This is a genomic window from Micromonospora sp. M61 (genome assembly GCF_018070245.1).
GTDB classification, from domain to species: domain Bacteria; phylum Actinomycetota; class Actinomycetes; order Mycobacteriales; family Micromonosporaceae; genus Micromonospora; species Micromonospora zamorensis.
Window position 1 is genome coordinate 121,275 of the sequence record NZ_JAGPYA010000008.1, and the last position, 22,747, is coordinate 144,021.

Genomic DNA, 22,747 nt, shown 5'->3' on the forward strand with positions numbered 1-22,747 from the left:
CGTGTTCGTTGGTCCGACTGTGACGGACGATGATGTCGATCGTTGGCATGGGGAGTTGGACCGGTTGCATGCCCGGATCGGGCCTCGGTTTCGCCGTTCGGAGCCGCGGTTGAGGGCGCGTCAGTACCTGTGCGGCCTGATGTCGGGTCTGGGCCGTAAGAACGGCTGGACCCTGGCTGAGCAGGCCGGGGATGTGTCGCCGGACGGGATGCAGCGGCTGCTGCGGTGGGCGGACTGGGACGTCGACGCGGTCCGTGACGACGTGCGGGACTACGTGATCGAACACCTCGGCGATCCGGGCGGTGTGTTGATCGTCGACGACACCGGGTTCCTGAAGAAGGGCACCCGGTCGGCCGGGGTGCAGCGGCAGTATTCCGGCACCGCCGGGCGGACAGAGAACTGCCAGGTCGGGACGTTCCTGGCCTACCGCTCAGCGAAGGGCCACGCGCTGATCGACCGGCAGCTCTACCTGCCGGCGTCGTGGACCGATGACCGGGACCGGTGTCGGGCGGCGGGGATCCCGGACGAGGTGCAGTTCGCCACGAAGGTGCAGATGGCCCGGGAAATGCTAGGCCGCGCGTTGGACGCGGGGGTGCCGGTGGGGTGGGTGACGATGGACGAGGCCTACGGGCAGTCGAAAGCTCTGCGGGTGTGGTTGGAACAGCGGGATGTGGGTTATGTGGTCGCGACCCGCCGCAACGACGACATGATCACCACCACGATGGGCCGGTCACGCGCGGACGACCTGATCGCCGCTCTGCCTGCTCGGGCGTGGTGCCGGCTGTCCGCCGGCGCCGGTGCGTACGGCCCGCGCGAGTATTGGTGGGCGCGGGTGCCGGTGCGTGTCTGCTGGCAGCCCGGCCGTGGGCACTGGCTCCTGGCCCGGCGCAGCATGACGACCGGGGAGATCGCGTACTACGTCTGCTACGGACCACGCCGTACCCGACTGGTTGACCTGGCCCGCATCGCCGGGGCCCGGTGGGCGATCGAGGAGTGCTTCCAACAGGCCAAGAACGAAGCCGGCCTCGACGAGTACCAGGTCCGCGACTGGCGAGCCTGGTACGCCCACATCACCCTCGCGATGGCCGCTCACGCTTGGCTGTCTGTGGCGTGATCCCTTACCGCAAAAGGGGATCCAGTACCGGTGACTACATGATGATCGGCTACACGGTACCGGAGATCCGAAGACTGCTCACCGCACTCGTAGTGCGATCAACTCACCCACCTGAGCGCGTCTGGGCCTGGTCTCGATGGCGCCGACGACGCCAACACCAAGCCCGAACCTGCCACTACCGACGACACGGCTACCCCTAACCAACTGCCGTTGCAGTACTAGAACCACTCGTGGTTGACGGCGCCCACCGCGGGTTGCGATGGCATTGCGGCTATGGGACTGTCGACTCTCCGGAAGCCTCGTGCACCACCGAACGCTTCTCGTTGCGTCTCCGCGACCTCCGCTTCATCACCACGACTTTCTCGTTGGTGGTGCTGGGCGTCGTGGCGCCTCCACTATTCGAGCAACGTGCCGCCTGACGTGTTGCGGGCCAGCGATCTGCTTCAGCGGCGGTGCCGCCGGGAGGGCCGGTGACTAGCCGGAGAAAGAAAGAGGGTCGCCGCATGAATTCGGACCGACAGCCGTTCGCGGTCGTGCTCGCCGTGGACGACAGCTATGCGCTGCCAGCGGCAGTGACGATTCGGTCGTTGGTGGAGAATCTCGCGTCCGGCACGGCAGTGGAATTCGTCGTTCTCGATCTGGGTATTTCTGCGGCCGGCGCCGACCGGCTGCGGGCCGCCGCGGCGCCTCACCCACTGGCGGTCGAGCACTTCGACACCACGCGGCTCGCCGATCTGCCCGTCTCCACCGAGGGCCACTCCCGCCAGTTCAGCACGGTGATCTTCGGCTACCTCTACCTCCCCGTACTGCTGGCCGACCGCTACGAGCGCCTGCTCTATCTGGACGCCGACATCCTCGTCGTCGCTGACGTCTCACCGTTGCTGCGGCTCGACCTCGCCGGTCGACCGGTCGCGGGCGTGCCCGACTGGGGCGTCCCCACGATCTCCGACGCCCAGGGTGTCTCCGACTGGGCCGAACTGGGACTGGCACCCGACACCCGGTACCTCAACTCCGGCCTTCTGGTGATTGATGTCGACAGGTGGCTCGCCGCCGATCTCACCCGGTCCGCACTGGCCTACGCCGGCCGCCACTCGCAGCTTGACCTGCCGGACCAGCAGACCTTAAACGCGGTGCTGCACGGGGACTTCGTGACGCTAGGACGGGAATGGAACTTCATCGTCTGGCCACCCCTACTGGACACCTTCTCCGGGCCGGTCCCCAGGATCTGGCACTTCGCAGGCCGATTCAAGCCGTGGACGCGGGGCAGCCGGTCACACCACCACCAGTTGCTGTACCAGGCCTACGCCGAACTTGTGGGTTGGCGGCCGATGTGGCTCACCGCCGGGCGTTCGCGGCTGGCCGTACCCAAGCAGAACGAGCGAGTTGCGTAGATCAGCTTGACCAACCCGTCCGAGTCCGTTTCCGCAGGGAGATCATCTTGAGCCTCGATCGACGACAATTCCTGACCGTCAGCGGCGCGGGGGCACTGGGAGTCGCGCTGTCCGGCACCATCGACGCGCTCTTCAGCGGTGCGCCCGCCCTGGCGCACCACGGCAGCGGGTACGGCAACCTCCTGCCCGACCCCGCCGGGTTGCTCGACCTGCCTCGCGGGTTCCGCTACCGGGTCCTGTCCCGCGAGGGCGACCCGATGCGGGGCGGCACCGTGCCGGGCAACTTCGACGGCATGTGCACGTTCGAGAGCCGGCGTGGGGGCCGCCGGCTGGTGCGCAACCACGAGAATCGCCAAGACGCGGAGTCGCCGGTGCGGGCGTTGGCCGCACTGACCTTCGACCAGGCCGCGAGCGGTGGAACCACCACCCTCGCGATGCGACCGAACGGCGCCGTCGACGAGTACGTCAGCCTGGCCGGTACGGCCGTGAACTGTGCCGGTGGCGAGACCCCCTGGCAGACCTGGCTCTCCTGCGAGGAGACCGAGAGCCGCCGAGGCGAGGAGGGGTACGAGGCCGACCACGGTTGGATCTTCGAGGTCGATCCCTTCCACAACCTCCGCAACGAGCGACCGACTCCGCTGACCGCCATGGGGCGGTTTGCGCACGAGGCAGTCTGCGTCGACCCCGCCACCGGCGTGGTCTACGAGACCGAGGACGCCTGGGAGGAGAAGTTCGGCTGCTTCTACCGCTTCCGGCCCCACCGCCCGCTGGGCGGACACGGCAGTCTCCGCGCGGGCGGAACTCTCCAGGTGATGCGCGTGCCGGGCGTACCGGATCTGTCGGTGGTGCAGCAACCGGATGCCACGTTCGACAACATCGAGTGGATCGACGTGCCGGATCCCCGGGCGGTCACCACTCCGACCCGCTTCCAGGACTACGGCGCCGCAGGGGTCACCCATGCTCAGAAGCTCGAGGGCGCCTGGTGGGGCACCGACGGTGGCGCCTACTTCGTCTCGTCATACGCCAGTCGTGAGAACGGCTCCGCTGCCGCGCACAAAGGTCAGGTCTGGCGGTACGACCCACGTCGCCGAAGCCTCACCCTCGTGGTGGTCTTCCACGGGACCGGCACCGAGGAGCAGCTGTTTGAGACGCCGGACAACATCTGCATGACGCCGTTCGGCGGCCTCATGCTCTGTCAGGACGGCGACGGCGATAACTACCTGATGGGCGCGACGACAGCAGGCGAGCCGTACCTGTTCGCGCGCAACCGGCAGAACATCGGTACGGACTCGGCCCCGGCGTACGGCGAGTTCGCTGGGGTGTGCTTCTCCGCCGACGGGCGAACCCTCTACGTCAACTGCTACCGGCCGGGCACCACCTTCGCCGTCACAGGACCCTTCCGCGCCTGAGGGTCGCCGCAATCATCGAGGGCCCCGCGCCGACCCCTGTCCCGTCCGACGGGGGTCGGCATGCCGTTCGCCCGCAGGCCGCGACCTTCGCCGACCCACGCCCCGACAGGATCCAACCCACCCTCCGCACCATGCCTCCGTGCGGCGTTCAGCTTGCTGAGTGCCTCAGCGGGCCACGGTGTCTCCACGATTGCGATGATGAGCATGCGGATTCTGCTCCTAGGGGCGTCGGGGTACGTCGGCGGCGCGCTCTGGAGATCGTTCTCCGTCCGCCACCACGTCGTCGGCACCCGCGGTGCGCGCGACGTCGAGGGCCTCGTCCATGTCGACCTGACCGACGCGCGGGCGCTGAGCCGGCTTGCCCGGCACGACTTCGACCTCATCGTGCACACCGCCGGGCTGGTAGGGCTGGAAGAGGCGGAGGCTCATCCCGAGCGGGCGTGGCGGCTCAACGTCGAGTCGGTCCGAATTCTGCTGGAGGCGGTCCGCGACCGACCCACGCGCATCGTCTACCTGTCCAGCGACAACGTCTTCGACGGCTCCCAGGAGGCGTACGTCGAGTCCGACCCCACCGCGCCGGTGAATGCCTACGGACGCACCAAGGTCGCTGCAGAACGCCTACTGGACGGTCCCCACCTCGTGGTCCGGATTCCCCTCGTGTACGGCCGGAGCCCGGTCTCCGACCGGTTCCTCGCCCGGTTTCGGGGGGCGCGGACGCCGGCGCAGACCGACATCCTCTGTGCGCCGGTGTACCTGCCGAGCGTCGCCACGGCGATCGAGGCGCTGTGGACGGAGTCCGGCGTCGTTCATCTCGGTGGCCCGGAGGTACTCACCCGATTTGAGCTGATGTCGCGGGTCCGCGATGCCCTCGACCTTCCGACCGCCGTGGTGCCGGTGCGCAATGCCGATTCGTCAAACCCCTGGTTGCGTCCGAGTCGGCTGGTTCTCCGCAGTACCCGGCACGAGCCGTTGGGGCCGGACCTGCCGACGGCGCTCGACCACCTACGGGGGCACCGTGGCAGTTCTCGCCAGGAACGTCCGACGTTCGGGTGACGCCGTCGGTACCCGGTCGCGGCCACCAAAGCGCTGGCCGGTGTCACAGCGGTGCGTCGGCTCGATGCCTCAGGGCTGGGCCAGCCGCGTGAGCGGCGTTACCAGGATCGTGGTCATGATCGCCCTTCGGGCGTTTCAACCCGCTCCGGCTGCCGGTCGCCACCGGCCCCGCCGGGCGGCTCGACGTGCGGGTGGGGCGCGTCCCAGGTGATCCGGCCGCCCGACAGGGTCAGCAGGAAGACCAACCCGGCGGCGAGCGCCCCGTCGGGCAGCGGTGCGGTGAAGACCCGACCGCTGCGCCGCATCGGGTACGTGTACCGATTTCCGCTGCCGGCGTCGGGCCCGGTGAGCCACGGCAGGACCAGCTCCACCCGGTCGGCGTGCGGCAGGTGGTAGACCACGTGCGGGACGCCCTCCTGGACCTCGATCCGACAGCGCTGATGCACCAGCCGACGCCGGGCGTCACCGGTCGACGGCGCCAACTCGGCGCAGCGGTCGAAGTCGCCGCGCCGGTAGGCGGCGTCGAACAGGCGATCCAAAACGTCGCGCTGCACCGGGGCGCACCGCCGGTACGCCGCCAGGTCGCCCAGGGCGAGCGCCGCCTCCGCGATCCGGCCCCGGTGGCGGCGCCAGTCGTCCTCGGTCAGCTGGTCGAACCAGCCGTAGGTCAGCGCCAGCTCGACCGGGTCGCTGCCCGCGCCGCCGCCGGGGGCCAGCGCGAACTGGTGCAGCCGAGCCAGTGCGCTGCGTTGCCAGGTGAAGCTTCGCGCCAGCCGGCGGGCATTGTCCGACAGCCGCCGGTGCGTCGCCGGGTCCTCGCGGTACACGTGCAGTGCGTGCCGGATGGTCCCGGCCAGCGCCGCCGCCAGCACCGCGTCGTCGGTGCGGAACGACCGGGGGACGGCGTAGCCGGTGGCTGTCGGGTCGGTCAGCGGCCGGAGGTGGCCGTAATGGCTCAGCGTCTCCTGCGCGGTGGCCACCGGCACCGCCCCGCAGGCCATCGCCTCGCCGAGGGTTATGAGGAAGCCGTCCAACTCGAACTTGGACGGAAAGAGGCAGAAGTCGGCGACCGCCGCCTGCGCGAACAAGTCCTCCTCCGCGACCATCCGCCAGTCGAGGTACACGTTGCCGGGGTACCGGTCGGCAACCTCCCGGAAGTAGGGGTTGCCCACCGGATCGCCGGTCTCGCTGGTGCCGACCGCGCAGCGGATGAGGAAGTTGACGTCCCGGTCGTGACGCAGCACCGCGTCAACCGCCCGGAACAGCTCCAACTGGCCCTTGTGGTTCTGGTCGAAGCGGGCCGCGTGGTAGAAGGTCGGCCGGCGGGGGTCCAGGCCGAGCCTGCCGAGGACGGCGTCCCGGTTCACGTCGCGAGGGTTGCGGGCCAGCCACCAGTCGGGCAGCGCGCAGCCGCCCACGATCTGCTTGTGCGCCGTCTCCCGGACCACCCGGGCGACTGTGGACGCGGCGAACAGCCGCTCCGACGGGGCATCTCGGAACGTCGAGTAGTAGTCGCGTTGCCCCGCCGAGACGAAGTCGATCAGGTCGGTGTGCGCCGCGACCAGCGCGTGATAGCTGGTGTAGTCCTCGCCCTGCTCATGGCGCAGGTGCGAGGGGCGTAGGTAGCGGGCCATCCGGTCGCGCAGCGGGTCGTCCCCGGTGGGCTCGGCGAGACGGTCCAGATCCACCGTGACACCGAGGTGGGTCAGCAGCCTCTCCACCTGTGGCCGGTAGACCTTCCCGCTGATCGGCGGGTTCATCGCCACCGTGCTGACCACCACGCGGTCGTCGCGACCGGCGTACACCGGCGGCAGCAGGTAGTGGTACAACGGCTCGTACGCCTGCACGACGACCGGATCCGGGGCGAGGAACTGGTCGATGAAGCGGATCGCGTCGACCTGGAAGACCAGCGGCTTGAGGAAGGCCAGGTCGACGCCCTGCATCTCGTTCGGCGGGTAGAACTGCTCGGGCAGCAGGTCGAGGTAGGCGTCGGAGAGCAGGTAGAAGTCGACCCCCTCGCGTTCCAGCCGCAGGCCCCGGGTAACCAGCCGCAGCTGCAGTTCCCCCGGGTGGTCGGGCCAGAGCCGCTGGTCGAGCACCACCGGGACGGTGTGCTCGTCGGTCCACTCGAGGACAGTGGCACCGTGTCGACCGGTCAGGTGTGCGGCGCAGCCGTGCGCCGGGGTCACCACCGACACCCGGTGTCCTTCCCGGGCGTACTCGCGGGCGAGGTTCCAGACCACACTGGCGGTGCCGCCCCGCATCATTCGAGGGTCGAAGCCGAGCGCCTCGAAGGCGACCTTGACGATGTGCATGTTCTCCCCTCCACCGGCGTCGGCCCCCTGGGTCGGCCGGGTCGCGTCACAGGCTGTTCCGTCGCCCGGCGGTCACCGCGCAGCGCCGAGCGAGATGGATCGCGTGCCGCAGATCCATCGCGGCGAAGTAGGCCCGGTCGTGGTCGTAGTCGTACGCCAGCTCGTGCAGCAGCCGGCGGAGGTACAGCAGCCGGGAGACCGGGTGCGCGGCGGCGGTCGGGTCGTCGCAATAGCCGGCGAGCAGCAGGTCGCAGACCTGGCGCTGCCATTGGTCGGAGGCCCGGCTGAGCTGGCGGAGCCGCATCCGGCGCTCGGGGCTCCATCGCGGGTCCGAGGCGACGACGCCGGCGTCGAGCTCCAGGCCCGCCAGACAGGCCTGGTCGCGGGTGCCGCCGAACTCCTCGACGACCTGCTGTAAGACCTCCTCACCGGTGAAGTATTCGGTCGCCCGGTGCAACGAGACGACGTCCTGCCACGGCGATTGGGTGGCGAAGGCGGGGTCGGTGGGTTCCAGTGCCACCGGGGACAGGTCGATCAGCCGCAGGTCCCACTCTCCGCCCGGGGGGCGGCGGACCAGCACGTGACCGAGGTGCAGGTCACCGTGGCAGGGCGCAACCGGGGAGACGGGCATCAGGTCCGCCTCGGCGGCGGCCTCGCGCAGCTCGGCGGTGAGGCCGGCCGCCGCGGTGTCCCGGGCGGCTTCCGGAAAGCGCTGATCGGTGATGATGCGGGGCAGCAGGTCGGCCAGCCGGTCGTCGATGTCGTCGACGCACGCCGCGACGGGGAATGGGGCGCCGGTGGCGGGACCGGCGAGGGCGCGGTGGAAACCGCGGAGGCTCCGGCCGACCTTACGCAGCGGGGCCTCCAGTGGGCCCAGGTGGCCGCGGACGTCGTGCGGCCGATCGTCGGTGGGAACGTGCCGCCACATCTCGCGCAGGTTCTCCCGCAGGGGCACGTCCAGCGGGTCGCCGGACAGGTACTCGTAGAGCAAGCCGAGGGGCCACCGCCGTCGGGTGTACGGCTCGACGTACACGTAGTCACCCCGGTACGCCGCGGTGTATCCGGTGCCATCCATCCGGCGCACCGCCGCCGGTTCGTTGAGCCCCAGGTGCAGCCTGCGGTACGTCTTGTGCACGTGTGGGGTGCCGGCCAGGTCCACCAGGGACAGAGCGTTGGAGGACCAACCCGGGTCGAAGGGCAGTTGCCGCCGAAACTCGGGGGCGTCGCCCGAGAATTCGATGACACCGCCGCGCGCGGTGCTGATCCGCCGCCCGGCGGCGAGCGCCTCGGTGACCGCCCGGTCGAACGGCTCGGAGGGGTGCGCCTCGCGGGCCCGCCCGGCTGCGTCCCAGGTGACCACGGCGGCCCAGCGCAGGTCGAGGCGGTGCGGGGTGCCCAGCAGCAGCAGCCGGGCGGGCCCGGGCGCCCCGGCCAGGTCGGCGTGGTCGATGACGGTGAGCCGGTCGGCGTGCCGCCCGGCGGCGTCCATCCACGGGGCCTGGCGCAGGGTGCGTACAAGCTGGTCGAGGTCGTACGGATGCTCCGGCGCCATGTCACGCACCCGCCGGCTGGCTCGTCTGCGGCTGCGAGGCCCGCCGGTACAGGGGTGCCGCGTGCGCCAGGTCCCGTCCGTTCATCGTGGCGGCCGGTCGAGAGAAATGCGGCGGGGGCGCGAGTTCATTTCCCGGACAGAGGTGGTGCTGACGATTGTTGAACGCGGCCCAGTGGATATTTTTCTGTGCACGATGTGAACCCCTGTTGTTTTGTCGGGACGCGGCACGAAATGGCCATCAATTGATCACCAAGGCTACTCGTGGGCGTTTGAATGACGCAAGTGAGCGCGTGCCCGTCGGCGTGATTGGGCGCGGATTGATCGAGGTGGCCGGTGGCGGTAACTGTGCCGCTGGCGCAGGTGGCCGTGCAACGATAAGTGCCTCTGGGCTGCCGGAGCGAAGTCGGCGCGGCTGATCTCGAGTGTGTCGCGGGGGCTCGTCAATGGTGCCCGAGGGGGTGACCCTCGCTTGCGTTGGTCGGCGTCCGCTCTGCCCGTCGGGTGGCCGCCGCCGGCCTTCACCGGTTGGGCCGCAGGCAGGCGCGCTGGTGTGCAACCGGTCGCGCGTGCCGGGCGATCCTTCGTCGGAAGATCGAGCAGGAATCGAATTCAAGCAGTTCAGAGACGGTGCGGGACGGCCGGGCTGCCGGGTCGACGGGTAACGCGCGGTGGCCCGTCGGCAGCCGTCAGTCAGGTTTGTGGTTTTAGGAAACTTCATCGACTGCTTGCCAATGCAGCGATAATCATGATGGTGTGAGGGGCAGGTGGAGCGAGGGCCTGACGGACCACGTCCACCGCGACGCCGCGGGAGTCATGGTCCTGTCGGATGACAGTGGCCGCCGGATGTCCCGTGGACCAGATCTCACTCCGACAACCCGACTGGCACGGCGACCATTGGGGCGCTGGCCCGATTGGATGTGTCCCGATCCCACCTTTCAGAGTTTGACGAGGGTAAATCTAACTGCTCAGGAACCGCGCAACTGGAACTCTCGGACACATCACGCTACGGTCGACGAAGCCCGTTTAACCGTGATGGCTGATGCCGACCTGAATCAGCTCGGCAAATTGTTCGACAGGGTCCCGGCGAGGTTGGACACACTCCTCGCCTGGTGACCCGGTCCCCACCCGCCGGTACCGCGGTGCCGGCGTGCACCACGCCGCCCGGGCCAGCCCCGGCGCGGACCCGGCAGAGGAGTCCCACCGGATGGAGCGGACACGACGGTGGACCGGACCAGTCGGCGACTGGTGACCGAGCCGTGGGGCCATGGCCGCCACGAACGACACGGGGGAGAGGTAGTTGTTGCGGTATCCAGGTGGGCACCAGGACGGGTCCGAGGTCCACAGGCCGGACCGGTCAGCCCCTCGCGTCCTGGGGGCCGACGGCGCGCTGCCACCCGGACCTGCCCACGGTGCGGCTATGACAACTGCCGGAGCAGGGCGTCTCAGGACGCATCCGCGGCATCGAGATCTCGACCACGACATGCGGAAGTGGGGGGCACTGTGATCACGCCGAAGACGGCGGGCGAGCCCGGAGTCACTGCCGATGCCCGGGGGTTCGCGTTGCGCAGCCCGGAGGGCACCGCGTACCGGGTCGACATCGACACCGACGTGCTGTCCCCGGCGAACCCGATACTGGCCGACTACTTCGCCGGCCGGCGGGTGCTGGTGTTCGTGGGCCCCACCGTCGACCGGCTCTACGGCGCTCGTCTGCGGGCGTACCTGGAGGCGCGGCTGGCCAGGGGCAGCTGGAGCATGCACCGCATCCGCTCCGGTGAGCGGCACAAGACGCTCGCATCCGTCGAGGAGATCTGCGCGACGGCGAAGAAGCACCGCCTGGACCGGCAGGGCGTGATGCTTGCCGTCGGTGGGGGCATCACCGCGGACCTGGTCGGCTTCGCCGCCGCCATGTACGCCCGGGGCATCGACTACGTCAAGGTCAACACCACGCTGGTAGGGCAGGTGGACGTCGGCGTCGGGGTGAAGACCGGCGTCAACGCCTACGGCTCGAAGAACATGCTCGGCGCGTACCACCCGGCGGTCGGGTCGCTCAACGACCCGGGCTTCCTGCGGTCGCTGCCGGTACGCGAGATCCGCTGCGGCCTCGGAGAGATCGTCAAGATGGCCGTCATCAAGGACGCGGCGCTCTTCGGCACCCTGGCCGCGCACCCCCTGCTGTTCCAGGACACCGTGTCGAGCCGGCAGCGTGAGGATTACGTGCTGCGCACGGCGATGGAGTTGATGCTCGTCGAGCTCTGCGGCAACCTGCGGGAACGCAGCCTGGCCCGGCTGGTCGACTTTGGGCACACCTTCGGGCCCATCATCGAGGTGGCCAGCGGGCACCGGATCGCCCACGGGGAGTCGGTGGCCATCGACATGGCGATCTCCAGCCACGTCGCCCGGCTGCTGGGCATCCTCGATGTGGCGGAGTGCCAGCGCATCGTGAGCCTGCTGTGTGCTCTCGGCCTGCCGGTCTTCGACCCCGCGATCTGCACCCTCGACCTGATGCGGGCGGCGCTGCACTCCGCCTGGGACCGGCGCGGGCGGCGGCTGCACCTCGTGGTGCCCGACAGAGTCGGCTCGGCGGTCTTCATCGACGACCTGAAAGACCTGCCGGACGACCTGCTGGCGGCGGCGCTCGATTCGCTCGCCCGCGACGCGGTGGACCGGCCGATGACGGGAGTGGCGCAATGACGAACCTGGAGAGCCTGATGCGAACCTCGGTCGGCGACCACGACGGAGTGGGTGAGCTGCGGGTGTATCGCGCGTACGACAGGGCCGCCGCCCCCGCCGGCGTCGCCTTCATCGACCTGGTCGTGGTGCCTCCCGGCAGCTCGATCGGCCTGCACCGGCACGGCGACGACCAGGAGACCTACGTGCTGCTCCGCGGCGAGGCGACGATGCGCCGCGGCGCCGCGGAGTTTCGCGTCCGGGCCGGCGACCTGGTGGTCAACCCACCGCATGGCGTGCACGGGCTGGTCAACGACTCGTCGGATGACGTGCACCTGCTGGTGTTCGAAATCGCCCCGATCACCGGCGGGACGCCATCGTGACCGGCTCTCGCCAGCGGGATCTACTCACCCGGGAAGCAGCCCACCTGGCGCCCGGCGCCTCGGAGGAGGCAGCCGTCGGCGAGCGGGTCTTCACCTCCGGCGTCGGTACGGTACTGACCGATGCCGACGGCAACCGGTACCTGGACTTCGCCGCGGGCACCCTCACCCAGTCCCTCGGACACTGCCACCCCGAGGTGGTCGCCGCCCTCACCGAGCAGGCCCGCCGGCTGTGGAACGTGCACGACTTCGCCACCGCTGATCGAGCCGAGCTGTGCGAGCTGCTTGCGGCCCTGCTCCCGGCGGAGCTCGACACCTACGCGTACTTCTCCACCGGCGCCGAGGTGGTGGAGGCCGCGCTGCGGGCAGTCGCGGCCGTCGCCCCGCCGGGCCGCAACCGCCTCGGCGCGCTGCGGTACGGCTTCCACGGCAAGACCCAGGGCGCCAGGCTGCTGGTGCACTGGGACATCGGCTACCAGTCGCTGGCCGGCAACAGCGTGCTCGGCTACTCGCCCTACTGCTACCGCTGCCCGTTGGAGCTGACCTATCCGAGCTGCGGGGTGCGTTGCGCCGACCTCGTCCGCAAGCACATCGCCGACAAGCCCAACATCTCGGCGCTGGTCTTCGAGCCGGTCCTCGGCGCGGCCGGGGTGATCGTCCCGCCCCCGGGCTACTGGGAGCGGATCGGCGCCGCGTGCCGCGCCAACGGGGTGCTCCTCGTCGCGGACGAGGTACTCACCGGCGGGGGCCGCACCGGCACCTTCCTCGCCAGCGAGCAGCTCGGTATCGAACCGGACCTGGTCACCCTGGCCAAGGGGATGGCCTCCGGCTTCCCATTCGCGGTGCTCGCCGGGCGGCGGGAGGTGTTGCGCCATCCGGAGATAGACCGGGCCGGCTCCACCGCCTCCACCTTCGCGAGCAACCCGCTGGGCATCGCCGCCGCCCTGGCCACCCTGACCGTGCTGCGCCGCGACCAACTCCTCACGCAGGTCCGCGTCCTCGGTGACGTGCTGGCCGCCCGGCTGGCAACGCTGCACGATCGGCACCCAATGCTCGGGGACGTGCGAGGGCTCGGGTTGCTCTGGGGACTGGAGTTCGTCCGGGACCGAACCACCCGCACCCCGGCGCCAGAGCTGGCCCGCGCGGTCTACCGGCGCGCTCTTGACCTGGGCCTGCGTACCGCGCTCGGAGGAAACATCCTGCGGCTGGCCCCACCGTTCACCCTGGACGCCGCCGAGCTGGACCAAGGCCTCGACCTGCTCGACCAGGCGCTCACCGAGACGGCAGAGGTGACCCGGTGATCGTCGCAGACCACCTGAGCAAGCACTTCAAGCGTTTTCGGCGCGACCCCGGCCTGCGGGGCAGCCTGCGCACCCTGCTGACCCGCGACCACGAGCTGATCCGCGCCGTGGACGACGTTTCGTTCGAGGTGCCGGCCGGGGCGAAGGTGGCGTACATCGGTGCCAACGGCGCCGGAAAGTCCACCACAATCAAGTTGCTGACTGGAATCATGCGGCCCACCACCGGCCTGGCCCGGGTCGCCGGCTTCGACCCGCACACACAGCGCACCACCGTGGCGCGTCGCATCGGCGTCGTCTTCGGCCAGCGCAGCCAGCTCTGGTGGGACCTACCCGTGCTCGACTCGTTCCGCATCCTCCGCCACCTCTACGAGGTGCCGCCGGAGGTGTACCACCGCAACATGGCGCTCTTCCGCGACCGGCTCGATCTGGATGCCCTCGGCGCCACGCCGGTGCGCCAGCTCAGCCTCGGGCAGCGGATGCGGGCTGAAATCGCGGCGTGTCTCCTGCACGATCCGGCCGTGGTCTTCCTCGACGAGCCGACCATCGGTCTGGACCTCATGCTCAAGCAGGCAGTCCGTGACTTGATCAATCACGTCAACGCCGAACTGGGCACCACCGTCATGCTCACCAGCCACGACATCGGCGACATCACCGGCATCTGCGACCAGGCGTTGGTCGTCGATCGGGGTATCGTCGTGCACCAGGGGACGATGCGGGAACTGCTGCACTCGGTCGACACCCGGGCGGTGATTTTTGAGTACGTCCCGGGCACAGCCAGTGAGGCGGAGGTCGTCGGACGCATCGAGGCCGGGCTGCCGGAGGCGACCGCCACCCCGACCGAGGCGGGCCGGATCAGGGTGGTGTACCCGGTGCGGCGGTGGTCGGCCCGCCAGGTCATCTCGTTCCTGTTGGACACCTTCGAACTGACCGACGTCCTCATTCCCGACGCCGACCTGGAGACCGTGCTGCGACGCATCTACGGCAGCGACCCGGCCCAGGCGGCCCCCGTCGGCGGCGCCCGGTGACGCAGGCCCTGCGCAGGTACGCGCCGATCGCGCTCGCCGGGGTACATGCCGCCCTGCAGTACCGGGCGACGATCGTGCTCAGCGCGGTGACCGCGGCGACCGGCACCGCCCTGCAGGTGTTCCTCTGGCGGGCGGTGTACGCCCACACGTCCACCCCGCCCGGGCTGGCGTTGACCAGCCTGACGACGTACGTCGTGCTGGCGCAGGTGCTCGCCCTGCTCCACGCCAACAAAGTCGATGACGTCGTGGCCGGCGAGGTGTACCGCGGCGACATCGCCGTGTCGCTGCTACGACCAGCCAACTACGTGCTGACCTGCCTGGTGACCAACCTCCCGGCAGCGGTGGTCACCGCCGCCCTCGCAGGCGGGCCGGTGCTTCTGGCGTTCGCGCTGCTCACCCCGCTGCGCACGCCGACATTGGCCAACGTGCTGCTGTTCTCCGTCGCCGCCGCGCTGTCGGTGCTGCTCGCCTTCGAGGTCAACCTGCTCGTCGGGCTGGCCGCGTTCGTCAGCACCAACACCTGGGGCATCCGCATGATCAAGAATGCCGGGGTGGCCTTCCTGGCCGGCCAGATAGTGCCGCTGAGCCTGCTGCCGCAGGACGTGGCCCGGGTCATCCGTCTCCTGCCGTTCCAGGGGCTGATCGACGGGCCGTTACGGCTGCTGCTCGGCACGTACCGCAGCGCCGCGGAGGCCGGCGGCATTCTCGCCGTCCAGGCCGTGTGGGTGCTCGTCCTGCTCGGCGTGACAGCCCTGGCCTGGCGAGGCGCCCTGCGTCGGATCGAAGTGGTTGGCGGATGATCCTGTCGACGATCCGGCGGTACACCTGGCTGACCGTGGTGCTCTCCGGGGTGAGCATGCACCGGCTGACCGCGTATCGGTTGGATTTCTTCGTCGGCGTCGCAAGCTTTGCGATTCGGGTGGCCTGTCAGATCGCCCTGATCGGCGTGGTATTCCGACACGTCGACGGGCTGGCCGGCTGGAACTATCAGCAGGCGCTGTTCCTGCTCGGGTTCTCCCTGCTGCCGCGCGGTCTGGACCGGCTCTTCACCGACCAGCTGTGGATCCTGGCCTGGCAGCTGGTGCGGACCGGCGACTTCTACCGCTACCTGATCCGGCCGGTGAACCCGCTGTACATCATGCTGTCGGAGCGGTTCATGTACCCGGACGGCTTCGGTGAGCTGGTCCTGGGCATCGCCATCGTGGTGATCGCCGGAGAGTCGATGGACCTGCACCTCAGCGCGGTGCAGTGGCTGCTGTTCCTACCGCTGGTGCTCTGCGGCGCGGTCATCCAGGCAGCGGTGAAGGGATTTTTTGCCTCGCTGTCGTTCTGGACCACCTCCAGCCTCTCCGTGGTCACCGCCGTGCACCAGCTCGGCGACTTCGGGTCCTACCCGATGGGGCTCTACCACCCGGTGTTGCGGGCTCTGCTGACCTGGTTGCTCCCCTTCGCCTTCACCGCCTACGTCCCGGCCCGCTACCTGCTCTTCGGCGACATCGACGGGCTTGTCTGGATGCTTCCGGTGACCGTGCTGACCGCAGCCATTGCCTACGGCACGTTCCGGCGCGGCGTCGACCGCTTCGAGATGACGGGCAGCTGAGCGTGCCCCCGCTCTCCGGCTGCTGCCGTACCCGGTTCCGGTGGCCGTGGTGCGGGCCGCGACGGTCGCGCGGCGCCACGCGACCGGCTCGCCCGCCGCCCGGAACCGGGTCCGCCGCGCCCGTTCCGTCGTCCACTCCCGTCGGAGGGATCTGATCTGATGCACGTCATCGAGACCTACTTCGAATGCGGCGGTTTCGACCACCGCTTCATCCAGGGCGGCACGTCGGTCTACCTGTGGAATCTGGCCCGAGCCGTCGCCCGGGCGGGGCACCGTGTCTCCATCGTCACGCCCGCTCACGGCCGCCTGGCGGACTTGCGGGAGCTGACTGACGTTCGAGACCTGCCCTACCGCGACAGCTACGAACTGCCGCTGGTCCTGGACCCCCGCGTCTGGCGGGACGGCTTCCCGGACGAGGTTCGCGTGCCGCTGTCCACCACCGCACACCACCTCGCCCTGGACGGGGTGGACCTGTACTTCCTCTCCAACGAGCTGCTCGACAGCCTGCCGGACAGCTTCTACCCGTCGTACCACACGAAGGGGCGGGACCTGGTCTTCTTCAAGCCCATCGCGTACCAGGTGGACAGCGTCCGGTTCATCCGCCAGTTCTTCGCCGGGGAGCGGGCCGTGGTGCACGCCCACGAGCCGTACTACCACTACCTGATGCCCGCGGCATTCCGTGCCGATCCGGACAAGCAGGTGGTCAGCACCGTGCAGAGCAACATGCCGATCGGCAAGTCGGAGTACCAACCCCTCGTGAGTCGCCTGCTGGACTTCCTCGACACGAGGTTGGAGCTGCCTCCACCAGACCCGGCGCCCGACCGATCCCTGGCGCCCATGATCCAGTACCAGCAGCGCACCCACCTGCACTATGCGTACCCCGACGACCACGTCCGCATCTACGACCTGGTCGCCGAGCACGCCGACCGGATCGACTTCCTCTCCCCGGGGCACCGGCGGTTCTACAGCGACTTCGCCAACACCCCATTCGAGCAGGTCTTCGCCACGCTCCCGGCTGCGGAGACGGTCCAGCGACACGCGGCGAAGCAGGTGGTCGGTGGCTGCGCCATCGGCGAAGCCTGGACCGGAGCCCGGCCGGATGTCGACCGGACGTCGGTGCTGGCCGGCCTCGGCCTCGATCCGGCTCTGCCGACCTTCTTTCACAACGCCCGCTACGCGGTGCACCACAAGGGTCAGGTGGAGCTGATCCGGGCGGTGGACCGGGCGCTGACCGAAGGGCTTGCCGCCAACATCATCGTCCGCTGCATCAGTGACGCGGGCATCGACGATCCGCTGTTCCACGAGGTCGCCGCCCGGCACCCCGGCCGAATTCATCTGGAGTGGCACCGAGTCGACGACAAACGCATCGTCGAGTACGCCTCCAGCGCCGACTTCTGTCTCTTCCCGTCGAAGTTCGAGATGGACACCTTCCTCATCGCCATGGGGGAGGCGATGGCCTGCGGGGCGGTTCCCATCGCCACCGCCCAGGAGGGCATGGCGCATTTCGGGCACGTGCCGGACCCGCTGACCGGGCCGCTGCCGCCGGGCGCCACGGGCTTCGCCGTCAATCGGTCGTTCGCCGAGGACGACCCGCTGCTGGTCGACGCGCTGGTTGACCGGATGCATGCCGCCGTTCGGCTGCTCCGCGAGGATCCAGAACGCTACGCCGCGATGTCAGCGAACGCCGCCGCGACAGCCCGCGCGTTCACCTGGGACCGATGCGCCGAACGGCAGCTGGCCACCTTCACCGCCCTCCAGGGAGGTGTCCTGCCTGAGCTCCCCGTCGAACGGATCCTCGAGCACGGCTGGTTTGACCTGCTCCCGGAGACCGCGTGGACGGACCACCGGGAGGCCGTCGCGGAGGCTGCGCTGCGCCGCGGCAACATCGAGGCGTACGGGCGTTGCCGGCCGGTCGACGACGAGGCGGCGCGCCAGCTCTTCGAGGCCGCATGGGCGCGGGCCGACACCGCGGCCTGCGCGCGTACCGCCGAGGGCCGGCCCCACCTGTCGACCCGGCTCCGCGAACGCTACGAGCTGAGCGTGGGACGCCTGCGGCACCAGATGCCGCACGTGGTCCGCGCCGAACTGGTCCTACCTGGCGACCCCGACGACCTGCGCGCCCCGACCACCGTGCTGCCGATGGCCCGCTCCGACGACGGATTCGAGGTGGCCCTGCCGGCCGGGACGACGTCCCCGCTGCACGTGCTGCTCACCCTCGCCTCAGGTCGCGCTACGTGGGACGTGGTCGGCCATGCCTGACGAGGTACGCGCGGTGCTGCTCGCCGGCGGCGAGGGACGCCGGATGGGCCGGCTGGGCCAGGGCCGGCTCAAGCCGCTGATTCCGTTCGGCGGGTCCTGCCGCCTGATCGACTTCAGCCTGGCCAACGCCGCCGCGTCCAGCCTGCCGCTGGTGGTGCTGCTGTCGCAGTACGAGGAGCGGCGGCTCATGGACGACCTGCGCCGCACCTGGTGGCGGCGGGACTTCCGGGTGCACTTCGGTCCGTGGGACGAGTGGTACCGCGACGGTGTTCCCGGCCCGCTGCCCGGCTCGGACGCTCCGCCGGAGCGGGGAACGGCGGACGCCCTGATCCGTAAGGCCCGCTACATCTTCGAGCCGGGCGTACGGGACGTCCTGGTCCAGCACTCCGACCACGTGTATCGCTTTGACTACCGGCCAATGATCGCCCAACACCGGGCCAGCGGGGCCTCCCTGACCCTGGCCTACCAGCGGATCGACCCCCGCTACGTCCACCTGTTCGGCATGGTCGAGCTCGATTCGGTGGGCCGGCTCACCCGGTTCGTGGAGAAGCCGTCCATTGTCACCAGCGACCTCGTCTTCTCTGCGTTCTGCCTCTTCGACGCGGCCGTGCTGCACCGGTACCTGGAGCAACTCGACGGCACCGACTGGCAGCACGACATCAGCCGGGACGTGATCCCGGCGATGCTCGCGGCGGGGGAGCGGATCGAGGGTTACCCGGTGCAGGGCTACTGGGCGGACATCGGCACCGTGGAGCGGTACCACAGCGCCCACCTGGGAATGGTCGACCCGAGCGTGGCGGCCCGCCCTGACCTGGACACCATGCCCCGCACCGTCGCTCCGGCCGTGTCGCGTGCACTCGTCAGGGACGGTTCCGGGGTGCGGCGCAGCGTCGTCCCGGTTGGCCTGGTCAACGCCGGGCTGGTCGAGGAGAGTGTCGTCTTCCCCGGGGCGAGAGTGGGGGCCGGGGCGCACGTCACCCGCTCCGTGCTGCTGCCAGGTGCGCAGGTGGCCGCCGGCGCCCGGCTGGACTCGGTCATCGTCTGCGAGGACGGCTTCGTGCAGGGCGTCCCCCCGCCCCCGGTCGTGACGGGAGCCGGCCGTTGAGCGGGCCGTCGGTCGTGGTGCTCGATGTCGGCGGGACGACATTGCGGTCGGCATGCTTCGACCGGGTCACGAGGACGCTGCGCGGGATCAGCCGGGTGCCGACGGAGGGGATCGGTAGGTACCCGTTGGCGCCGGTCACCGATCTGCACGAGCGGGTGGTCACCCAGATTGTCGAGGTTGCCGGGGCTCAGCTGCGGGCACACGGGGCGGGCGCGGTGTCGGTGGCGTTCGCCGGGCCGATGACCACGACCGGCGCGGCACTCGCTGCCCCGACCATCTTCGGCGCGGGTGGACCGCCGATGCCGGTGGGCGAGCTGGTCAGGGCCCGGCTGGGCGTGCCGGTCTCCGTGGTCAACGACCTCACTGCGGCGTCCTGGCGCTACCGCGACACCATCCCCGCGCCGTTCTGCCTCATCACGGTCAGCTCGGGCATCGGCAACAAGGTCGTCTGGGGTGACAGGGTGCTTGTGGACCCCGACGGCCACGGCGGCGAGCTGGGCCACTGGCGGGTCGATCCCGCGTCAGACGCCCCGATCTGCGACTGTGGGCAGCGCGGACATCTCGGCGCACTGGCCTCGGGACGGGCGATGCAGGCAGCCGCTCGCCGGGCGGCGGCTGCGGACCCCTGCGCCTTCGCCACCTCCGTCCTGGCCCGGGTCGGTCCTGCGGAGGCCATCGACAACACCGCGCTGGTAGCCGCGATCCGTGCAGGAGATGCGTTCGCCCTCGAGGTGCTCCGGTCCGGGCTGCGTCACCTGGCGACCGCGATCACCGGAGTGTTCACCGCGATCGGGGTCCGCCGGTACGTGCTGATCGGCGGGTTCGCCCAAGCCGTTGGGGAGCCCTTCGTCGACCTGCTGCGTGAGGCACTCGCGGCGGCCGGTTGCTTCGGTCTCGATCGGGCCGCGATCGACCGGATGGTCCTGCTCGGTGAGCCGGACGACGACCATGGCCTGATCGGGGCGGGTCGGTTGATGGACGTCCAGCTCTCCGGGAGCACCCCGCTGGCGCTGGCGGGTCACTGATAGCGAAGGAGGAGAAGATGCGTGTTCTCGTCGTTGGCAGCGGATTCGTCGGCCGTACGGTGGCCGGGGCCGTCGTGGCCGGCGGTAACCAGGCCGTGTTGGCCTCTCGGCACCGCCCGGCCGGGGTGGCGGCCTGGGTCGAACTCGACGTCACCGACGCTGACGCCTGCGCCGCCGTGATGCGCGACATCCGTCCGGACGGCGTGGTAGCCGTGCACGGTCCCTCTGACGTCACCTGGTGCGAGGAGCATCCGGACGAGGCACGACAGGCGCACCTGGGCAGCACGGAAAATCTGGTGCGGACGGCGCGAGACGCCCGGCTGGTACAGATCTCCACCGACAACGTCTTCGACGGCGGGGTGCCCGGCTACGATGAGACGGCCCGGCCCGCCGCGGCCAACGCCTACGGCCGGGCGAAGTTGGCCGCCGAGCGGGCGTCGTGGGAGCACGGCGACAGCACCGTACTGCGAGTGAGCCTGATCTACGGCCCCGAGTCGCCCGCCCCCGGGCGGCGGCCAAACTTCGTCGCCCACTGCGCCCAGGCGCTGCGCGCCGGCCGATCCGTGACGGTGCCGGACCGGCAGTGGACCACCCCGGTGCACGTGGACGACGTCGCCGCGGTCACCGTCGCCGCGCTCGGTGGCGCACCGCCGCTGCTGCATCTGGGCGGACCGCGCCGGATCAGCCGCGTCGACTGGGCGTACGCGATAGCAGACCGGGTCGGCGCGACGGGGTCAATGGTGAAGGTGGAGCCGAAGGAGTCCAGCCGGTACGCCTGCCGTCCGGTGAACTCGTGCCTGACCAGCGTGCTCCTACCCGATCTGCTCGACAGATGGGGGCTTACGGTGCGCGACGTCGATGCGGGGTTGGTCGCGTCGGTGGGGGCGGCGGCGTGAGCGGCCGGGTCACCGGCACCGGCTCCCGTGTCGTGTACCGCAACCGATGGATGATCGTTCGGGAGGACGAGGTGCGACATGCCAACGGCAGCACGGGTTTCTACGGCGTGGTGGACAAGCCCGACTACGCGTTGATCGTCCCACGCGACGGGGATCGGCTGCACTTGGTAGAGCAGTACCGGTACCCAGTGGGCGGGCGGTACTGGGAGTTCCCACAGGGGTCGTGGCCCGAGGGCACCAACGGGCGGGCGGCGGTCGAGTTGGCCCACCACGAACTGCGAGAGGAGACCGGACTGTCCGCAACGACGCTTGTATCCCTCGGACGGGTGCACGTGGCATACGGCTACTCGACACAGAGCTGTCACGTGTTCCTCGCCGAGGGGTTGCGCGCGGGCGAGCCGGCCCGGGAAACCACCGAGTCCGACATGCGGCAGGACTGGTTCGACCGGAACGACTGTCAGGACCTCATCGCCGCGGGCCGGATCACCGACTCGGCGACCCTGGCGGCGTTGGCACTACTGGACCTGCACGATCGTAGGGGTGAGGGGCGGTGAGCCACCTGGGCCGCGAAGCCGCGGACCGACCGCACGGGTGGGTGGCAGGTGACCCCGGGGCACCACCGTTCCGGGTGGTCGCCACTGACCTCGACGGCACCCTGCTGCGCCGGGACCTCACCATCTCGCCGCGCACCCAGGCCGTGCTAGGCCGAATACGGGCCGCTGGCGTCCTGCACCTGGTGGTCACCGGCCGCTCGGCGGTGGGCTGCCGCCGGCTGCTGGGCGGGGTGACGTACGACGGCGTTGCGGTCTGCGGCCAGGGCGCCGAGTTGTACGACTTCGCGACCGCCCGAGTCCTCGCCTCACGCCTGCACGACACGGAGGTTCTGGTATCGGCGCTGCGCCGGCTACGAGAGGTGACCGGCCCGCTCGAGTTCGGCGTGGTGTCAGGGAAGCCGGACGGGCAATTCCTGGCCACACCGGGATTCGCTGCCAAGCCGGGGCGGGACTGGACGGTCGTGACCAACGAGCGCAAGCTGTGGGAGAGGCCGGTGGCGAAGGTGCTGTTGCGGCACCCTGACCTCGACGACGACACGTTGACCGCGTTGGCCGAGCGGGAGTGCGCTCCGCAGGTCGCCGTGACGCACTCCGGCACCGCGCTGGTCGAGGTGTTGCCGGCGGGGGTGAGCAAGGCCAGCGGACTGGCTGCGGCAGCCGATCACATCGGGTTCACCCAGGCCGAGACGATCGCCTTCGGGGACATGCCGAACGACATTCCGCTGCTGACCTGGGCGGGCTGGGGGGTGGCAATGGGCAATGCGCACCCCCGACTGCGCACCTACGCCGACGAGATCACCGTCGATCACGAGCAGGACGGTGTTGCGGTGGTCCTGGAACGGTTGTTCTTATGATGCCGACAGTGGATATTGAGCAACGTCAACCACGCAGCGCGCATCGGCTGCTGCTACCACCACTGGCGGGCGTACATCGACGACGCGCGCGGGCGTAGCTCGTAGGCCGCCATGGACCTCGCCCGACAGCGCGTGGCTGATCGCCTGCCAGTCACCGCGCGCCCCGAGGTGTCGCGGAGACACCCGGACAGCCGCGCCGCTGACCTCGGCCTCCACCCGGCCGTTCCGGTGGAGAGCAACAACGCCG

At 70.0% G+C, this 22,747-nt stretch carries 17 protein-coding genes and 1 pseudogene; 16 read left to right on the forward strand and 2 right to left on the reverse strand.

The annotated features are described in order from the left end of the window. Window positions 1–19: 19 nt before the first annotated feature. From KBX34_RS07260 to KBX34_RS07275, 4 genes and pseudogenes are all read left to right on the forward strand, one after another. A pseudogene (locus tag KBX34_RS07260) lies at window positions 20–1,314 on the forward strand (IS701 family transposase). 303 nt (window positions 1,315–1,617) lie between these two features. Then, on the forward strand, window positions 1,618–2,505 hold the full coding sequence (locus KBX34_RS07265; RefSeq protein ID WP_210923990.1) for a glycosyltransferase family 8 protein: 888 nt from the start codon (window positions 1,618–1,620) through the stop codon (window positions 2,503–2,505). A 47-nt stretch (window positions 2,506–2,552) separates the two neighbouring features. Then, the gene (locus KBX34_RS07270; protein WP_210923991.1) at window positions 2,553–3,914 is read left to right on the forward strand and encodes an alkaline phosphatase PhoX; all 1,362 of its coding nucleotides are present in this window, start codon (window positions 2,553–2,555) and stop codon (window positions 3,912–3,914) included. A 198-nt stretch (window positions 3,915–4,112) separates the two neighbouring features. Further along, entirely contained in the window at window positions 4,113–4,967 is an 855-nt protein-coding gene (locus KBX34_RS07275; protein ID WP_210923992.1) for a sugar nucleotide-binding protein, read from the forward strand. A 113-nt stretch (window positions 4,968–5,080) separates the two neighbouring features. Here KBX34_RS07275 and KBX34_RS07280 read toward each other — a convergent pair whose 3' ends face one another. Together KBX34_RS07280 and KBX34_RS07285 are read right to left on the reverse strand one after the other, a co-directional pair. Then, complete coding sequence (locus KBX34_RS07280) at window positions 5,081–7,282, reverse strand: glycosyltransferase (RefSeq protein ID WP_210923993.1); 2,202 nt, start codon at window positions 7,280–7,282, stop codon at window positions 5,081–5,083. A gap of 46 nt (window positions 7,283–7,328) precedes the next feature. Then, a complete protein-coding gene (locus KBX34_RS07285; protein WP_210923994.1) occupies window positions 7,329–8,834 on the reverse strand; it encodes a hypothetical protein in 1,506 nt (501 codons plus the stop codon). Between the two features lie 1,500 nt (window positions 8,835–10,334). Here KBX34_RS07285 and KBX34_RS07290 point away from each other — a divergent pair. The 12 genes from KBX34_RS07290 to KBX34_RS07345 all read left to right on the forward strand — a co-directional run bounded on the left by KBX34_RS07290 (window position 10,335) and on the right by KBX34_RS07345 (window position 22,500). Next, entirely contained in the window at window positions 10,335–11,525 is a 1,191-nt protein-coding gene (locus tag KBX34_RS07290; RefSeq protein ID WP_210923995.1) for a sedoheptulose 7-phosphate cyclase, read from the forward strand. Then, window positions 11,522–11,884, forward strand: a complete 363-nt coding sequence (locus KBX34_RS07295; RefSeq protein ID WP_210923996.1) for a cupin domain-containing protein — start codon at window positions 11,522–11,524, stop codon at window positions 11,882–11,884. Before KBX34_RS07290 ends, KBX34_RS07295 begins: the two co-directional genes overlap by 4 nt. Continuing rightward, window positions 11,881–13,182, forward strand: a complete 1,302-nt coding sequence (locus tag KBX34_RS07300) for an aspartate aminotransferase family protein (RefSeq protein WP_210923997.1) — start codon at window positions 11,881–11,883, stop codon at window positions 13,180–13,182. The genes KBX34_RS07295 and KBX34_RS07300 overlap by 4 nt, the downstream gene beginning before the upstream one ends. Then, entirely contained in the window at window positions 13,179–14,207 is a 1,029-nt protein-coding gene (locus KBX34_RS07305) for an ATP-binding cassette domain-containing protein (RefSeq protein WP_210923998.1), read from the forward strand. The genes KBX34_RS07300 and KBX34_RS07305 overlap by 4 nt, the downstream gene beginning before the upstream one ends. Beyond that, window positions 14,204–15,007, forward strand: a complete 804-nt coding sequence (locus tag KBX34_RS07310) for an ABC-2 family transporter protein (protein WP_210923999.1) — start codon at window positions 14,204–14,206, stop codon at window positions 15,005–15,007. Before KBX34_RS07305 ends, KBX34_RS07310 begins: the two co-directional genes overlap by 4 nt. Then, a complete protein-coding gene (locus KBX34_RS07315; RefSeq protein ID WP_210924000.1) occupies window positions 15,004–15,807 on the forward strand; it encodes an ABC transporter permease in 804 nt (267 codons plus the stop codon). Before KBX34_RS07310 ends, KBX34_RS07315 begins: the two co-directional genes overlap by 4 nt. Before the next feature lie 159 nt (window positions 15,808–15,966). Continuing rightward, complete coding sequence (locus tag KBX34_RS07320) at window positions 15,967–18,066, forward strand: glycosyltransferase (RefSeq protein WP_210924001.1); 2,100 nt, start codon at window positions 15,967–15,969, stop codon at window positions 18,064–18,066. Continuing rightward, window positions 18,059–19,171 carry a sugar phosphate nucleotidyltransferase gene (locus KBX34_RS07325; RefSeq protein ID WP_210924002.1) on the forward strand — a complete coding sequence of 371 codons (1,113 nt, stop codon included), beginning with the start codon at window positions 18,059–18,061 and terminating at the stop codon, window positions 19,169–19,171. The genes KBX34_RS07320 and KBX34_RS07325 overlap by 8 nt, the downstream gene beginning before the upstream one ends. After that, window positions 19,168–20,196, forward strand: a complete 1,029-nt coding sequence (locus tag KBX34_RS07330; protein WP_210924004.1) for an ROK family protein — start codon at window positions 19,168–19,170, stop codon at window positions 20,194–20,196. The genes KBX34_RS07325 and KBX34_RS07330 overlap by 4 nt, the downstream gene beginning before the upstream one ends. A 17-nt stretch (window positions 20,197–20,213) precedes the next feature. After that, window positions 20,214–21,092, forward strand: coding sequence for a sugar nucleotide-binding protein (locus KBX34_RS07335; protein ID WP_210924006.1), 879 nt, complete (start codon window positions 20,214–20,216; stop codon window positions 21,090–21,092). 50 nt (window positions 21,093–21,142) lie between these two features. Further along, a complete protein-coding gene (locus KBX34_RS07340) occupies window positions 21,143–21,646 on the forward strand; it encodes an NUDIX hydrolase (protein WP_247671530.1) in 504 nt (167 codons plus the stop codon). After that, window positions 21,643–22,500, forward strand: a complete 858-nt coding sequence (locus KBX34_RS07345; RefSeq protein WP_307871345.1) for a Cof-type HAD-IIB family hydrolase — start codon at window positions 21,643–21,645, stop codon at window positions 22,498–22,500. Before KBX34_RS07340 ends, KBX34_RS07345 begins: the two co-directional genes overlap by 4 nt. The last annotated feature ends 247 nt before the right edge of the window (window positions 22,501–22,747 follow it).

Bases quoted from the DNA above. Each gene is read 5' to 3' on its own strand.
- KBX34_RS07265 (WP_210923990.1), top strand. From the start codon at position 1,618: ATGAATTCGGACCGACAGCCGTTCGCGGTCGTGCTCGCCGTGGACGAC.
- KBX34_RS07275 (WP_210923992.1), top strand. From the start codon at position 4,113: ATGAGCATGCGGATTCTGCTCCTAGGGGCGTCGGGGTACGTCGGCGGC.
- KBX34_RS07280 (WP_210923993.1), bottom strand. From the start codon at position 7,282: ATGCACATCGTCAAGGTCGCCTTCGAGGCGCTCGGCTTCGACCCTCGA.
- KBX34_RS07285 (WP_210923994.1), bottom strand. From the start codon at position 8,834: ATGGCGCCGGAGCATCCGTACGACCTCGACCAGCTTGTACGCACCCTG.
- KBX34_RS07295 (WP_210923996.1), top strand. From the start codon at position 11,522: ATGACGAACCTGGAGAGCCTGATGCGAACCTCGGTCGGCGACCACGAC.
- KBX34_RS07315 (WP_210924000.1), top strand. From the start codon at position 15,004: ATGATCCTGTCGACGATCCGGCGGTACACCTGGCTGACCGTGGTGCTC.
- KBX34_RS07320 (WP_210924001.1), top strand. From the start codon at position 15,967: ATGCACGTCATCGAGACCTACTTCGAATGCGGCGGTTTCGACCACCGC.
- KBX34_RS07325 (WP_210924002.1), top strand. From the start codon at position 18,059: ATGCCTGACGAGGTACGCGCGGTGCTGCTCGCCGGCGGCGAGGGACGC.
- KBX34_RS07335 (WP_210924006.1), top strand. From the start codon at position 20,214: ATGCGTGTTCTCGTCGTTGGCAGCGGATTCGTCGGCCGTACGGTGGCC.
- KBX34_RS07340 (WP_247671530.1), top strand. From the start codon at position 21,143: ATGATCGTTCGGGAGGACGAGGTGCGACATGCCAACGGCAGCACGGGT.